Origin of the sequence: Ruegeria marisrubri (assembly GCF_001507595.1) — a bacterium.
Lineage (GTDB): Bacteria > Pseudomonadota > Alphaproteobacteria > Rhodobacterales > Rhodobacteraceae > Ruegeria > Ruegeria marisrubri.
Genome location: NZ_LQBQ01000034.1, coordinates 297,378 through 311,311, shown reverse-complemented (window position 1 = coordinate 311,311; position 13,934 = coordinate 297,378). Strand labels below are relative to the sequence as shown.

Genomic DNA, 13,934 nt, shown 5'->3' with positions numbered 1-13,934 from the left:
TTTCAGATGCGAACACGCCTAAACAAAGGGCGTAAACGACAGATCATTCCCGAATTGCGACCAACAGGTCCATTACATTGGTACCGGTGGGGCCGGTGATCAGCAAGGCGCCCTTGCGCGCCAGATAGGTGCCGCTGTCGGCGGCCTTCAGCGAGTCCGCGGCGCCCTCTCCCCATGTGGTGCCGTCCACGATGGCGCCCGCGGCGTCGGTCGGCCCGTCGGTGCCATCCGTGCCGCCGACGACCACCGTGAGTCCGTCGCAACCCGCGATCTCCTGTGCCAGCGCCAGCGCCAGCGCCTGATTGCGGCCTCCCCGGCCCGGGTTCTCGGGCAGGACCACGGTCGGCTCGCCCCCGAGGATCATCGCCCCGCGCGGCATGGTCCGCAGGCGAGGGCCCAGCCGTGCGGCCAGCGCCGGCAGGTCGTCATGCAGGGCCTCTTCGTTGGCCAGAACGTCGAACCCCACTTCTTCGGCCGCTTTCGCGGCGGCGGCGCGGGCATGGGCGTTCGAGGCGACTATGCGCGCGCGCGCCGCGTAGTCGTGCCGGTCGGGCAGCGCGCCGATGCCCGAGCCGATCACCATCAGGTCGTCGCCCGGCACATCCGAAATCGCCAGAACCTCGACATGGCCACCCCGGAAGCCGGACAGCAGCCCGCCGCCCTTGATCCGGGATATCCTGCGCCGTTCGGCATTCATCGCGCCGATGTCCAGCCCGGCCGAGAGAAGACGCCGGTTCAGGGCCGCCAGATCATCGAGCGTCTTCCCCGGCATCAGGTCTTCGGCCAGGGACGAGGCGCCGCCCGAGACCAGCAGCAAAAGCCTTGTACCCGGCGCCATCGACCTGACCGCTTCGCGCAAAGCCCGCCCGCCTTGCAGGCTGCGGGCGTCAGGCACGGGGTGAGAGGCCTCGATCAGCCGGACATGGTCCGGCAGCCCTTTGCCGTGGCCGTCCTTGGTCACGACCAGACAGGGAACCGCCCCGAAATGGTCCAGAGCCGCCCGCGCCATCGCCCCCGCGGCCTTGCCCACCGCAAGAACGAGATCCGGTCGCTGCACATCCGCAAGCGCCGCCGCCGTGGCCGCGTAACCGCCGACGGCATCCACGCCGGCCTGCCAGATGGTGCGGGCAATTTCGCGTCTGTCCATCAGATGTCCATCCAGATCGTCACCGGCCCGTCATTGACCAGCTCCACCGCCATATCGGCCCCGAAACGGCCCGTCTCGACGGGAACGCCCTGTTCGGCCAGTTTTGCGGCAAAATACTCGTAGAGGCGTTCCCCCTCGGCCGGAGCTGCCGCCATCGAGAAACCGGGGCGATTGCCGCGCGAGGTGTCGGCGGCCAGCGTGAACTGGCTGACCACCAGGGCCGAGCCGCCAATGTCACGCACCGAGCGGTTCATCTTACCCGCCTCGTCCTTGAAGATGCGCAGCTTGGCGATCTTTGCGGCCAGTTGGTCGGCCTGTGCCTCGGTATCGCCCTGCATGGCGCAGACAAGGATCATCAGGCCGGGGCCGGTCTTTCCGATCACGGCGCCATCGACCGAAACCGATGCACGGGAAACACGCTGAATCAGGGCGCGCATTCTACCTCCTTCAGTGTTGGGGCGTCGGCGCCGGGGCGCGTGACGCTCAGGCTGGCGGCCCGGTTGCCCGCCGCAAGCGCCGCGGCCAGGCTCTCGTGTGTCAACGCCAGGGGAGCTGCCAGCAGGTCGTTGCGATGCAGATAAGCCAGAAACCCCGCGTTGAATACATCACCCGCGCCGACGGTGTCACGGACCTCGACCTTGGGCGCAGGGGACGCGATGCTCAATTCGCCTGCGTGGGCGGCGGCACCGCTGGCGCCTTGCGTGTGGATCAGCACTTGCGCGGGGTCGGTGACAGGCATATCGCCGAGCCAGTTCAGGTCCTCGTCCGAAACCTTGATCACATGCGCCAAGGCCATCATGCGGTCCAGGCGCGCCCGGTATTCATCCGGGGCCGTGACAAGCCCGGGTCGGATGTTCAGATCCAGCCATATCTGCGTGCCTTTTGCCCGCCGGGCCAGACCCTCGAACACATCCGCCGAGGGCGCGTGGATCAGGCTGATGCCGCCAAAGACCAGCGCCTTCGTCGTGCCGGGGAGCGCGGGGATCCGGTCTGAGGTCAGCGAACGGCCCGCGCTGCCTTCGTCATAGAGGTCGAACCGGTTTCCGTCCGGCAATGGATGTGCCAAGGCAATCGTCGAGGGTGCATCAAGTTCGACGGCATGGCGGGTATCGACGCCTTCGGCCGCAAGCCATGCCGACAGCCGCTTTCCCATCGGATCGGTCGAAAGGGCGCCCACGAAACCGGATGCCACGCCCAGCCGGCTGAGCGCGACGGCCGTGTTCACGGCGGCACCGCCGGGGACCGGGCGGAACCCCTGTTCGCCATCGGCCAGCGGTGACGGCACGAAATCCATCACGGCCTCGCCGCAACACAGGATTGCCGGCGGCGTCAGCCCCGCCATTCGACGAACTCGTCCAGACCGGCGCGTTCCGTCCTGAAGGCGTTGGCCGGGTGGTCGTGGTCGGGATAGCCGAAAGAGATGGCGCAGAGTATCAGCCGGTCATCGGGGATGTCGAAGAACCTGTGCAGGAACGGGCCATACGTGGCTACGGCGGCCTGCGGAATGGAGGCGACGCCAAGCGCCTGCGCGGCCAGGGTGAACGCGGTGACGAAGCCGCCGCAATCCATGGCGCCGTAAGGCCCAAGTTCGCGCGGGCTGGAGATAATCGCGCAATGGGGCGCTCCGAACAGGCTGAAGTTTTCCATCATCTGCTTCGCCGATGCGGCCCGATCGCCTTTCTCGACCCCGACCGACTCGTACAGCGCCCAGCCGCAGGCGCGGCGCCGGTCCTGATAAACACCGGAATAGGAGGCGGGAAAGGGCAGGTCGGGCGCCGGAATGCCCGTCGCCGCTTCGTGCAGCAGGGCTTCGCGAAACCTGTCTGTCTCGGTGCCGCTGGTGACGATGACCTGCCACGGCTGCGCATTGCACCAGCTTGGCACGCGCCGCGCGCTGGTCAGTATGTTTTCGATATCCGACTTTGGCACCGGGTCAGGACGAAAGGCGCGGCAGGAGTGCCGGCGGGTCAGCAGATCATCCAGTTCGGTCAGGGTCATCGAATTTCTCTCGGTCGTGGCGCGCGCAGGATGGCCGGGGCAGGTGGGTTAGGCAAGGGGCGGTCGCTGCAATTTGAGCCGGATCAAGAAACAGATAGGCGAATTGTGATACGATCGGACCGAACCGCAGAAGGAGGGCTGAAAATGGTTGAGAAAACCGATCAAACCGGTCTCTGGCCGTCGCTGTACGATCCGTTCCGCAATTTCGGAATGAAGCTGGCGGATTGGCTGACCCCGGCCACCGAAGCGTCCGGAAACGGCGAATCCTACTCGATCTCGATGGAGTTGCCCGGCGTTTCGGAGGACGACATCGAACTGACCGTGGACGATGGCGTCGTGACGGTGCGCGGAGAGAAAAAGACCGAGGAAGAGAAAAAGGGAGATACCTGGTATTTCTCCGAGCGCCAATACGGTGCCTTCCGCCGCTCGTTCCGCCTGCCAGAGGATGCCGACGGTGCAAAGGCCAGTGCCAAGATGAAGGATGGCGTGCTGCACATTACCGTGCCCAAGAAACCGGCCGAGAAATCCGAAGAGGCGCGAAAGATCTCGATCGCGCGCGGATAAGGTTTAGCGGCCTGTCCTCTATTGCTGTCCGGTCGCCAAGAGATAGCCGACGGCGGCAGCCGCCAGAAGTCCCAGGACGGTAGCGATCAGGATCTTGAGCGCCGACCAGGGGCGTTCGCCCTGAACCCGGCCAGACCTGCCGTTGACCACGAAGCGGTAGGTCTGGCCCCTGTATTTGTAGGCCGCCACCCAGACCGGCAGCAGGATGTGCTTGAAGGTCACGTTCCGCACGTCCGTATCGATGGCATGGATGCGTTGCCGGTCGCCGCCGATGTCGAACCGGACGTCGCGCTCGATCACGCGGGCCATGTAGGCGCGGGCCTCGGTGTATCCCTCCTGCAGATCGACAGTATAGGCTTCGGCCCGGAACCCTGCCAGGTATTCCGGCTGATAGGGTTCGATTGCCGCCAGATCCCAGGGCGCCAGCGCATCGGTATAGCTTTTGGGCAGCGAGGCCGAAGCCAGAACCAGAACGTCATCGAAGAACCGGGCGACGCGGCCTGACTTGGGTGTCCAGCGGACCTTTGGCACCTGCTGTTGCACCCGTTTGCCGTCGCGAACGACGGTTCGGGTCACGTAGTAGACTGTGCCGCGCTCGCCCCGATAGCTGGATGTCGTATCGGCGTCGAAGGTCCAGTAAGGGACATAGATGCCCTGCATCCTGCGGCCCTTGCGGGCATAGTCCTTGAGCCCGTTGGGCGCGAACCACAAACGCCCCAGCCAGTCGCTCATGGCCTTGTGCGCGGCGCGCTCGTCCAATGCGAAGGGCAGAACTCCGCGCGGCTTGATGTGCCGGTTCACGCCGGTGTCCGTCACGACCGGTGTGGCGCAGAACGGGCATTGTGCGGCGTGGGTGTTGGGATCGAATTCAACCTGCGCCGCACAGTTCGGGCAGGACAGAACCCGTGTCTCTTCGATTTCGCTGTCGGGCAGGCGGTCGGTGATGGCCGCGTCGAAGTCCAGCTCTCGCAGGCTGGCGCCGCCCCAGGGGCCTGAGCTGATCGGTTCGGAATGGCCGCAGTGATCGCAGATCAGCGTGCCGGATTTCGGATCGAACCGATAATCCGCGCCGCACTGGTCACATGGGAAGCGGTGTTCCGCGAAATCGGGCGACGGGGCATGAGTCATGGGGCGCTCAGTCCTTGAGAGGGAAGTAGAGATAGGCCGCGCGGTCTTCCTTGGGCAGGACATGCGGCAGCATCGCGGCCTCGCAGGCCCCGACCGTCTTGAAATTGTCACGCCCCTCGGCCAGCGTCAGGCCGTGATTGGCCGCCGAGGGCTCCCTCGGGTTCGTGTCATGGTAGATGTCCTCGTCCTCCCAGAAACAGATCGGACAGATCAGGTGCCTTCCGCGTTCCGAAAGGGTGAGGTAGTCGCAGCAGGGGTAGACGAAATGCGGTTCGGGCCGCGTTTTGCGTCTGCCCATTTTCGAGCGCTTCAAGGGGCCGGCCATGCGGTGCCCTCATGCCCCCGGCGGCGGAGGCGGCAGGATGGTGAACAGCTGCGCCAGTTCCTGCACCTCACCGGCCTTCTTCCAGCCGTCCTGACCGGGCGTCCAGACGTAGGTGTCGCGCGTAAGTTCGCCTGCGCTGGCCATACGGCCCAGTCGGGCCTTGGAAAACGGCCCGCTGGTCTGTCCGTCCACCGCGATGTGCCAGACATGCTCGACCGGCGGCGGAGGCGGCGGGGCCACATGCGCGGACGGTTGCGGGGCAGCGGGCGCGGGCGTGCCCCACGGGCCTGACGGCCGACCCGCTGCCATGTTCGACATCTGGTTCGCCATCGCCATGCCCATGCCCATGCCAAGGCCTACGCCCATGCCGCCGCCTCCGCTCGGGGAACTGGCTGCTGCCGTCATCGCCTCGGCCGCCGAATACTGGGTGAACTTGCCCAGATCCCCCGCCAGCCCCATCGAGGTGCGCTTGTCCAGCGCCGCCTCGACCGCCGGCGGCAGCGAGATGTTCTCGATGTAGAATTCCGGCATCTCGAGTCCGTAGCCGTCCAGCACCGGCGAGACCTCGGCCGCGATCAGCTTGCCCAGGTCGGCGGTGTTGGCGGCCATGTCCAGAACCGGGATGCCCGCCCCCGCGATCACCCGGCTGAATTCCTGCACGATGATGTTGCGGATCTGAAAGCTGATTTCGTCCATGGTGAACTCGCCGTCGGTGCCCACGATCTCGACCAGGAAGCGGGCCGGGTCCTTCACCCGGATCGTATAGGTGCCATAAGCGCGGATCCGGGTCGGGCCGAATTCCGGGTCGCGCAGCATGATCGGGTTCTTGGTGCCCCATTTCAGGTCGTTGAACCGGGTCGTGTTGACGAAATAGATCTCGGACTTGAACGGCGACTGGAACCCGTGATCCCAGTGCTGCAGCGTCGTCATGATCGGCATGTTGTTGGTCTCAAGCATGTAGAGACCGGGCGTGAACACGTCGGCCAGCTGGCCTTCGTGCACGAACACGGCCGCCTGCCCCTCGCGTACGGTCAGTTTGGCACCATACTTGATCTCGTGGCCTTCGCGCTCGAACCGCCAGACCATCGTGTCGCGGGTGTCGTCCACCCAATGAATGACATCAATGAATTCTCCGGTCAGAAAATCGAAAATTCCCATGAAATATCTCCTTTAGGGCGTGTCAGCGTGGCCGCGCCACCAATTCGCTGGCAATGACATGGGCCACCGGGCGGGCCTGATCCGCGCTCATCCCGGGTTTCATCCGGGGATCATAGAGCATCGCCAGCAGTTTCTCGTCATGGCTGGTCAGCAGTGCGAACTCGTCGTCGTCATTGAAGATCGAAGGCCGCGCCGAGGGGCTGTCGTTGGGCAGGCCCAAGCCTTGCGCGATCTCTTCGTGAATGCAACTGAGGCGCACCAGGTCCGGGTGCTCGGCCCGTATCAAGGCCACCGCGCGGGTGTAATTGTGCGGAGACCCGTTGTTGGCCGATGCAAAGACGAAACAATAGAACGAGCGCGGAAGGTTATCGAACAGATCAAGCTGGGCCTGTCCGATATTCGGGATCAGCTGACGAAGGCGGTTCTGGACGAACCCGGTGTCATCCTCGCCGGCGACGAAAACATGAAAGTTCGGGTTCCGGTTCGTGCTCTTGATGGGATGCCGGGTGACCCGCGACAGGCGTTCCGCATAGGCGTCGATCTGCGCCCGGTCTTCCGCGCGCTGGTCCAGTGGAACGCTGGGGCCGAATTCGGTGGCGATACGCACCGGGCCTTGCCAGCGGCTCAGGTAGCCGCTGGTCCTCCGGCTCGTGGCCAGGATCGCTTGCCCGGGATACTCGCTGTAGAATGCGATGGCTTCGAAATTCCGCACCAGATCGTCGGCGTCATAGGGCGTGTCGGGGCCGCCGCCGTCGGTGCGCAGCAGGCCGCGCGTCAGCAGGTCGTTCTGCACCTTTTCGTAGTACCGCGCGAGATCCCGGCTGGCCGCAGATGGTTCCGTGACGGTTTCCGCGGGCGCCGCGGGGCCGGTGGGGCGAGATTGCGGAATCGCCGATTTCACCAGCGCCGTTTCGCAACCGGCCAGCGCCAGAAGCAAAGCCGCGGTCCCCAAGGAACGCCCCATCCTGCCATTCATCTTGCGCAAACCGTCAGCCCGGTATCGAGGTTCCCGTTGCATCGCCCAGCCCGTCGCTGCGTGCCTTGGCCGACGCCAGCGTGTCGCGCAGCTCGGCCTCCATCTTCTTCAACTCTTCCTCGGCGGCGGCGCGTCTGGCCTTGCCTTCGTCGGCGATCTGCAGGCTTTCCTGAATGGTGCCGATCAGATCCGCATTCGCCTTCTTCACCGCTTCGATGTCGAACACGCCGCGTTCCATCTCTTCGCGGATCAGCTTGTTGGACTGGCGCAGATTGGCGGCATTCGCGGTGAGCAGCTCGTTGGTCAGGTCGCTGGCCTCATGCACGGCGGCCGCGGCCTCGGCGCTGCGCTGGATGGTGACGGCCTGCGCCAGCTGCGTCTCCCACAGCGGCACGGTGTTGACCAGCGTCGAGTTGATCTTGGTGACCAAGGACTTGTCGTTTTCCTGCACCAGCCGGATAGAGGGCAGGGACTGCATCGTCACCTGCCGGGTCAGCTTGAGGTCATGCACCCGACGCTCGAGATCGTCACGGGCGGCGCGAAGATCGCGCAACTCCTGCGCCTTCATCACCTGGTCGCCCTCCGGCGCGGCATCCACCTCGGCCGCCTTGGCGGGAATGTCGTGACTGTCCAGCTCGGTCAGTTTTTCTTCGCCCGCCGCGATGTAGAGGGCAAGCTCGTCGTAAAAGCGCAGCGTCTTTTCATACAGCAGATCAAGCGACTTGATATCCTTGAGCAGCGTGTGCTCATGCCCCAGCAGGTCGTCCGTGATCCGGTCGATCTGGGCCTGCACCTCTTCGTAGTGGGCGGTGAACTTGGCGAAGGGCGCGGTGCGGCCCAGCAGTTTCTCCCACCAGCTGCGCTCGCGGCGAACGTCCAGTTCGCTGACCGAGAATCCGCGGATCGTGGTGACGATGTTGCGCAGGCTGTCGCCGGCGGGGCCGACATCCTTGTTGCGGACATCGGCCAGCATCGCCTGGCTGATTTCCTGCAATTCCGCCTGTGCGGACGAGCCGAAGGACACGATCGAGTTGGTGTCGCCCATGTCGATCTCGTCCATCCGCTTGCGGATTTCCGCGCTGACCGGCTCTTCGGCATCTTCCAGAGACACGACCTCGGCTTGCGGCTCGGGCAGGGTGACGGCGGTGACCTCCTGCACGAGGGCCTCGGTTTCGGCGGCTTTCTTCTTGACCAGATCAGACATGAAATTCTCCTCGCTCAAATTCTTCTAATTCTCGGTTCATTCCGACCGGACACCTTCGCGCTGCAACCGGTCGCGCAGCACGTCGATCTCGACGGTCAGGTCGCTGCGGTCGTCCAGCAGCATCTTGCGGGTTCGCGCGGCGAAATTTTGCTCGAGATCGTCCAGCAGTTCGGAGTAATGGGCCAATGCCTGCGCGTCGCGCGTGCGCGAATAGATGTCGGCGAACTTGACCGTCGCATCCCGGGCGCCGCGCAGGTAGACCGTCAGATACTTGCGTGCGCCGGTCAGGTCGCGCGGGTCTTCCTCGACCGTGCGGAACAGGTCGCGCGCGGTGTCCTGAAACCGTTCCACCCGCGCCTCGATCCGGCGGTCGCCGGCCCGGGCGATGGCGTCGGACATTTCCGCCAGCATCACCTCGGCACCGCCCACGGCCCGGGCGACGCGGCTCTGCTGAAAGGTATCGACGCCTTCCATGCCCTTGTCTTTCAGGGGATCAACCCCGAAGGCAATGGAATGAAGCGCGGTCCCGGCCAGACCAAAGAGCAGCGGAGCCACAAGGCTGACCTGAGAGGCTGTTTCGGCATCCAGGTACTCGTTTCGATAGGCGGCAAGTCCCACGCCCAGCCCGGTCAGAATGCTGGCGAATATCTTGCGTGGAAAGGCCGGGCGGCGCGCCACGCGCCGGGCCTTGTAGGCGGCCTCAGCCCGCAGCCCCTCGCGCAGCAGCAGGGCTGCGGCGGTCAGCAACCCGGCCGCGACCAGCCCCATCGTCATCCCGATGGCGCCGTCGTTCAGCGACAGGAACACCAGCGGGATGGGCGGAATGAACATCACATTGGAACGCGCACCGGCTGGATCGACCCGTGCACCGTCGAACTGCCCGCGCTCGGGCAATGGCCTTTCGTCCTCGGGGTCGGGGCTGTATTTGCCGCCATAACGCTGGGCCATGGTCTCAGAGCCCTCCCAGCAGGCCGGTGCACACCCCGAACAGCAGCACCAGCAGCGCCGCATAGGCCATTTTCTGCACTCCGCTCTGAGACATGGCGCTCCCCACGATGCCGGTTGTTCCCAGAATCTAGTGGATGCACCGGCACTTCGCTAGGGGGAAGGTGCGGGCAAGGGCGTCAGTTGCGGGGTTTTCTGCCGACGGGAGGACGTTTTCGTTGCGGCCGGGCCGGGCGCTTGGCGGGCGCGGCCGGTTTGCCTTCGGCATCCAGCCCAAGCTGGTCGCGCACCACGCGGCGGCGGATTTCCTCGACCTCGCCGGGCTTCAGGTTGCCCAGTTGGAACGGCCCGTAGGACACCCGGATCAGCCGGTTCACGACAAAGCCGATATCCTCCATCGCGCGGCGGATTTCGCGGTTCTTGCCTTCGCGCAGGCCTATGGTGAGCCACGCGTTCGCGCCTTGCTGGCGGTCCAGGGTGACGGTCATCGGCTGGAATTTCTCGCCGTCGATGACAAGGCCCTGCCGGAGCGGCGCGAAATCCTCGTCCTTGGGCTTGCCCTTGATCCGAACCCGGTACTTGCGCAGCCATCCGGTCGAGGGCAGTTCCAGCCGCCGCTTGATGGCGCCGTCATTGGTCAACAGCAGCAGGCCTTCGGAGTTGAGGTCCAGCCGCCCGACGCTCATGACGCGCGGCATGTCCTCGGGCAGGTCGTCGAATATGGTCGCGCGCCCCTTTTCGTCGCGGGTGGTGGTCACCAGCCCGGCGGGCTTGTGATACAGCCACAGGCGCGGCGGCTCGGGTTCGGCGACGGGTTTGCCGTCAACGGTGATCCGGTCCTTCGGCGTCACGTTCAGCGCCGGGCTGTCGATGGTCTTGCCGTTGACCGTCACGCGGCCGGCTTCGATCATGCGCTCGGCCTCGCGGCGCGAGGCGACGCCGGCGCGGGCAAGGATCTTGGCGATACGTTCGCCTGGAGGGGTGGTCTTTGTCATGCCACGGCCATAACGCATCGCGGCGGCTTGCGAAAGCCGGGTTTGTGGGGCAGTCAGGGGCATGGTTTTCAGATCCCACATGAAACGGGCGCTGGAAGAGGCGCGCGCGGCCGCCGATCGGGGCGAGGTGCCGATCGGCGCGGTGATCGTGTCGCCCGAGGGCAGGGTGGTGGCCGCGGCCGGAAACCGGACGCGGGAATTGAACGACCCCACCGCGCATGCCGAGATTCTAGCGCTGCGCGAGGCCTGCGCCGCCGCCGGGTCCGAACGGTTGCCGGGCCATGATATCTACGTCACGCTGGAGCCTTGCGCGATGTGCGCCGCCGCGATGGCCGCGGCGCGGATCCGGCGGATCTATTACGGCGCCGCCGACCCGAAATCCGGCGGCGTGGCGCATGGGGCGCGGGTCTTTACCCACCCTCAGGCCCATCATGTGCCCGAGGTCTATGATGGCATCTCGGGCGAGGAATCGGCCGCGTTGCTCAAAACCTTCTTTGCATCCCGCCGCGGGAACGGTGACGAAAGCTGACATGCGCGCGGCGATGGGCGGGAGAACTTCCGAAACGGTTACCCCGCCCGCACCACCATCTCGCGCGGAATCTCGGCCAGCGGTTGGCCACCGCTGGGCGTCACCACAAAGCTTTCGGTGATCGCCAGCCCCCAGTCCGGTGTCCACAGTCCCGGCATCAGGTGAAAGGACATGTTTTCCTGCAAGGGCGTCGTGTCGCCGGGGCGCAGGCTCATCGTCCGTTCGCCCCAGTCCGGCGGATAGCTGAGACCGATGGGATAGCCCGTGCGGTTGCCCTTGACGTAACCGGCCCTGGCAAAGCTGTCATAAACGCAGGCGGCAACCTCTTCGCAGGTGACGCCGGGCCGGGCGATGGCCAGGGCGTCGTCGATGGCGGTCAGAACCGCCGCTTCGGCGCGGCGGATGTCGGCGGGCGGCTCGCCCAGAAACAGCGTGCGGCTGGCCGGGCAGTGATAGCGGCGAAAGCAGCCCGAGATCTCGAAATAGGTTGCCTCTCCCCGAACCAGCGGACGGTCGTTCCAAGTGATGTGCGAGGCCGACGCCTCGCGCCCCGAAGGTGCGATCGGCGCGATGGCCGGATAATCGCCCGCCAGCCCCGGCAGCCCTGCGATTCCGGCCGCCTGCACCTGTGCGACCAGCTCGTTTTTTGGCACGCCCTCGCGGTAGTTTTCCCGCAAGGTGGCGTGCATGTGGGCGGTCAGCTTGCCGGCCTTGCGCATCATCTCCAACTCGGTGTCGCTCTTGACCGCGCGCTGCCAGTTCACGAGGCCCGTTGCATCGTGCAAGGCCTCTGGGCCAAAGGCCTGCTCCAGAATGCGATGACTGGCGGCGGAGTAATAATAGTTGTCCATCTCGACGCCCAGGGCATCGGTCCATCCCCGCTCACGCAGCAGGGCCACAAGGGACTCGACCGGGTGATGCTCGGGGTGCTGGACGTGTTCCTCGGGCCAGTCGAACAGGTCCGCCGGGTCGAGCCATGTCGTCTGCGCCGCGCCCGCCTTGTCCTGCGTGCGCCCCCACCACAGGGGCGAGCCCTTGCTGGGCAGAATGACCATCTGGGGGACATAGAAACTCCAGCCGTCATACCCGGTCAGCCAGGCCATGTTCGAAGGGTCGGCAACCAGCAGCGTTTCGATCCCCTGCCTTGCCATCGCCGCGCGGTTTTTTTCCAGCCGCGCGGCGTATTCCTGTTGCGTGAAATCGGATGCCGGCATGTTCTCCTCCCTCGCAATCTGCCGCCCGGGTCAACCCCGCCAGTCCAGACGATAGACCATGTGTTCTCCCTCCAACCCCTTCAGGGCGACACAGGCGAGGTCGGAAAAGGCGAAATCGCTCGATCCGCCGACCATGATCCGGGTCGCGTCCGAGACGCGGATCTCGCCGGGTGAGGCGGTCGAGGCGATCCGGGCGGCCTTGTTCACCACCGTGCCGTAGAAATCATCGGTGGTCTGGAGCACTTCGCCCGTATGGACGCCGATGCGGGACTGAAGCCTCGGTTCCTCGGGCGAGGACGCCAGCGAACGCTGCACCGCAATGGCGGCCGACATGGCCGAACTGGCCGAGCCGAAGGTGGACATCGTTCCATCGCCCAGGGTCTTGACCAGTTTGCCGCCGTTTCGCGTGACGATCTCTTCGACACGGTTCAGGTGCGCGGTCACGAGGTCCAGCCACCGGCTGTCGCCGATCGCCGACACGATCGCGGCAGAGTTCGCGATGTCGGTGAACATGATGGTCGCCACGCCGCTCAGGCTGTGGCTGTGGCTTTCACGGGCCGCGGCCACCAGTTCTTCGAGCCGCGCGTGGTGCTGGCCGACATATTCCACGTTCGACACGGGCGTGGAGTTGTGCATGTGCACCACCCGCCATTGCCCCTTTTCCAGCGCAAAGACCATCGTGGTCCTGAACCGGATGTCCTGATCCGAGCCGGCAAAGCGCCAGACCGCCGTCCAGAAGGCCCAACCGATATTGCCGGCGGAAAACGCGTGAACCTCGACCTTGGAATACCCGAAGCTCGGAATGGCCTTCACGAAATCGGCGAACCCCCGGCGCAGCATGTCGGCCGTCCAGACCTCTTCCTCGGCGGTCCCGACATACAGCATCGCGCCATCTTCGCTGAGAAGGTTCATCACCACGTCGGCATCGCCTTCGGACAACGCCTCCATCAGGCGGTTCGCGACCGCCTCGAGCTCGCGCGATGGGGTGATGGCGGGACCCTGCATGTCGGCCTAGAGGTCGATGGCCTGCATGACCTGCGGCTCGATGACCTGTACCCCGGGCAGCCCTTCGACCAGGTCTTTTGCCGATTGCTCGAGGATCGGGAAGGTCTTGTAGTGGCAGGGGATCACCGTCTTGAAATCGAAGTAACGCCGGGCCGCATAGGCCGCCGCCTTCATGTCCATCGTGAAATAGCCCCCTGCCGACAATATGCCGATATCCGGTCTGTAGTAGTCCCCCATCCAGTCCATGTCGGCCATGATGTCCGTGTCGCCGGACAGATAGAGCGTCTTGCCCTCGGTGCGGATCATGAAACCGACCTCCGAGCCGCCTGCCTTGGGGCCCTCGGGCGATGCAAAGGTCGAGCTGTGCGACGCGGGAACCATCGAGACCGTTACTCCGCCCAGGTCCACGGTGCCGCCCTTGTTGAAACCGATTGTCTCGATCTTTTCGGTCTCGCCCCAATGGGCCATCACGTCATATTGGCCGACCAGAGGCGCGCCCAGTTTCCGGCTCAACTCCAGCACATCGGCGGCGTGGTCGAAATGGGCGTGGGTCAGCAGGATGTGCGTGGCGCCTGCCACCGCCGCCTCGTGGTGTTCCTCGGCGAGCATGGGGTTTCCGGTCAGCCAGGGGTCGATCAGCAGAACCTGACCTTCGGTTTCGATGCGGAATGAGCCATGGCCCAGCCAGATGATTTTCATGACATTTCTCCCGGTTGCTTTTGGGAAAGAGTATCATGACGCAACCG

At 65.1% G+C, this 13,934-nt stretch carries 16 protein-coding genes; 2 read left to right on the top strand and 14 right to left on the bottom strand.

From position 1 onward, the window contains the following. Window positions 1-43 precede the first annotated feature (43 nt). The 4 genes from AVO45_RS14035 to AVO45_RS14020 are packed head-to-tail and all read right to left on the bottom strand — an operon-like array spanning window position 44 to window position 3,145. Window positions 44-1,147 (bottom strand): DUF4147 domain-containing protein, encoded by a 1,104-nt coding sequence (locus AVO45_RS14035; RefSeq protein WP_068347985.1) that lies wholly within the window; start codon window positions 1,145-1,147, stop codon window positions 44-46. Further along, window positions 1,147-1,584 (bottom strand): D-aminoacyl-tRNA deacylase, encoded by a 438-nt coding sequence (gene dtd / locus AVO45_RS14030; RefSeq protein ID WP_068347984.1) that lies wholly within the window; start codon window positions 1,582-1,584, stop codon window positions 1,147-1,149. Before dtd ends, AVO45_RS14035 begins: the two co-directional genes overlap by 1 nt. Beyond that, window positions 1,572-2,489, bottom strand: a complete 918-nt coding sequence (locus tag AVO45_RS14025; RefSeq protein ID WP_068347983.1) for a carbohydrate kinase family protein — start codon at window positions 2,487-2,489, stop codon at window positions 1,572-1,574. The genes dtd and AVO45_RS14025 overlap by 13 nt, the downstream gene beginning before the upstream one ends. Then, the gene (locus tag AVO45_RS14020) at window positions 2,477-3,145 is read right to left on the bottom strand and encodes a nitroreductase (RefSeq protein ID WP_068347982.1); all 669 of its coding nucleotides are present in this window, start codon (window positions 3,143-3,145) and stop codon (window positions 2,477-2,479) included. Before AVO45_RS14020 ends, AVO45_RS14025 begins: the two co-directional genes overlap by 13 nt. A 144-nt stretch (window positions 3,146-3,289) precedes the next feature. Here AVO45_RS14020 and AVO45_RS14015 point away from each other — a divergent pair, with 144 nt between their 5' ends. After that, window positions 3,290-3,709 carry an Hsp20/alpha crystallin family protein gene (locus AVO45_RS14015; protein WP_068347980.1) on the top strand — a complete coding sequence of 140 codons (420 nt, stop codon included), beginning with the start codon at window positions 3,290-3,292 and terminating at the stop codon, window positions 3,707-3,709. A gap of 18 nt (window positions 3,710-3,727) precedes the next feature. Here AVO45_RS14015 and AVO45_RS14010 read toward each other — a convergent pair whose 3' ends face one another. The 7 genes from AVO45_RS14010 to AVO45_RS13980 form a co-directional block, all read right to left on the bottom strand. After that, on the bottom strand, window positions 3,728-4,837 hold the full coding sequence (locus AVO45_RS14010; RefSeq protein WP_068347979.1) for a TFIIB-type zinc finger domain-containing protein: 1,110 nt from the start codon (window positions 4,835-4,837) through the stop codon (window positions 3,728-3,730). Between the two features lie 7 nt (window positions 4,838-4,844). After that, on the bottom strand, window positions 4,845-5,135 hold the full coding sequence (locus AVO45_RS14005) for a CPCC family cysteine-rich protein (protein WP_082688812.1): 291 nt from the start codon (window positions 5,133-5,135) through the stop codon (window positions 4,845-4,847). Window positions 5,136-5,171: 36 nt separating this feature from the next. Further along, window positions 5,172-6,320, bottom strand: a complete 1,149-nt coding sequence (locus tag AVO45_RS14000) for an SPFH domain-containing protein (RefSeq protein WP_068347977.1) — start codon at window positions 6,318-6,320, stop codon at window positions 5,172-5,174. 22 nt (window positions 6,321-6,342) lie between these two features. Then, window positions 6,343-7,296 carry a DUF2927 domain-containing protein gene (locus AVO45_RS13995; RefSeq protein WP_205627897.1) on the bottom strand — a complete coding sequence of 318 codons (954 nt, stop codon included), beginning with the start codon at window positions 7,294-7,296 and terminating at the stop codon, window positions 6,343-6,345. 13 nt (window positions 7,297-7,309) lie between these two features. Further along, window positions 7,310-8,500 carry a toxic anion resistance protein gene (locus tag AVO45_RS13990; RefSeq protein ID WP_068347975.1) on the bottom strand — a complete coding sequence of 397 codons (1,191 nt, stop codon included), beginning with the start codon at window positions 8,498-8,500 and terminating at the stop codon, window positions 7,310-7,312. A gap of 36 nt (window positions 8,501-8,536) precedes the next feature. After that, window positions 8,537-9,448: a 5-bromo-4-chloroindolyl phosphate hydrolysis family protein gene (locus AVO45_RS13985; protein WP_068347973.1), complete on the bottom strand. Its 912-nt coding sequence runs from the start codon at window positions 9,446-9,448 to the stop codon at window positions 8,537-8,539. Window positions 9,449-9,624: 176 nt separating this feature from the next. Continuing rightward, window positions 9,625-10,503 (bottom strand): pseudouridine synthase, encoded by an 879-nt coding sequence (locus tag AVO45_RS13980; RefSeq protein WP_082688807.1) that lies wholly within the window; start codon window positions 10,501-10,503, stop codon window positions 9,625-9,627. Between AVO45_RS13980 and AVO45_RS13975 the strand changes: the two genes are divergently transcribed. Continuing rightward, complete coding sequence (locus AVO45_RS13975; protein ID WP_068347971.1) at window positions 10,502-10,969, top strand: nucleoside deaminase; 468 nt, start codon at window positions 10,502-10,504, stop codon at window positions 10,967-10,969. The genes AVO45_RS13980 and AVO45_RS13975 overlap by 2 nt on opposite strands. 38 nt (window positions 10,970-11,007) lie before the next feature. Here the strand turns inward: AVO45_RS13975 and AVO45_RS13970 are convergent, their stop codons facing one another. From AVO45_RS13970 to AVO45_RS13960, 3 genes are read right to left on the bottom strand one after another with little or no spacing between them, the layout of a single operon-like run. Continuing rightward, window positions 11,008-12,183, bottom strand: a complete 1,176-nt coding sequence (locus AVO45_RS13970) for a M24 family metallopeptidase (protein ID WP_068347969.1) — start codon at window positions 12,181-12,183, stop codon at window positions 11,008-11,010. 30 nt (window positions 12,184-12,213) lie between these two features. Next, entirely contained in the window at window positions 12,214-13,188 is a 975-nt protein-coding gene (locus tag AVO45_RS13965) for an adenylate/guanylate cyclase domain-containing protein (RefSeq protein ID WP_068347968.1), read from the bottom strand. 6 nt (window positions 13,189-13,194) lie between these two features. Next, the gene (locus AVO45_RS13960) at window positions 13,195-13,887 is read right to left on the bottom strand and encodes a metal-dependent hydrolase (RefSeq protein ID WP_068347967.1); all 693 of its coding nucleotides are present in this window, start codon (window positions 13,885-13,887) and stop codon (window positions 13,195-13,197) included. Between the last annotated feature and the right edge of the window lie 47 nt (window positions 13,888-13,934).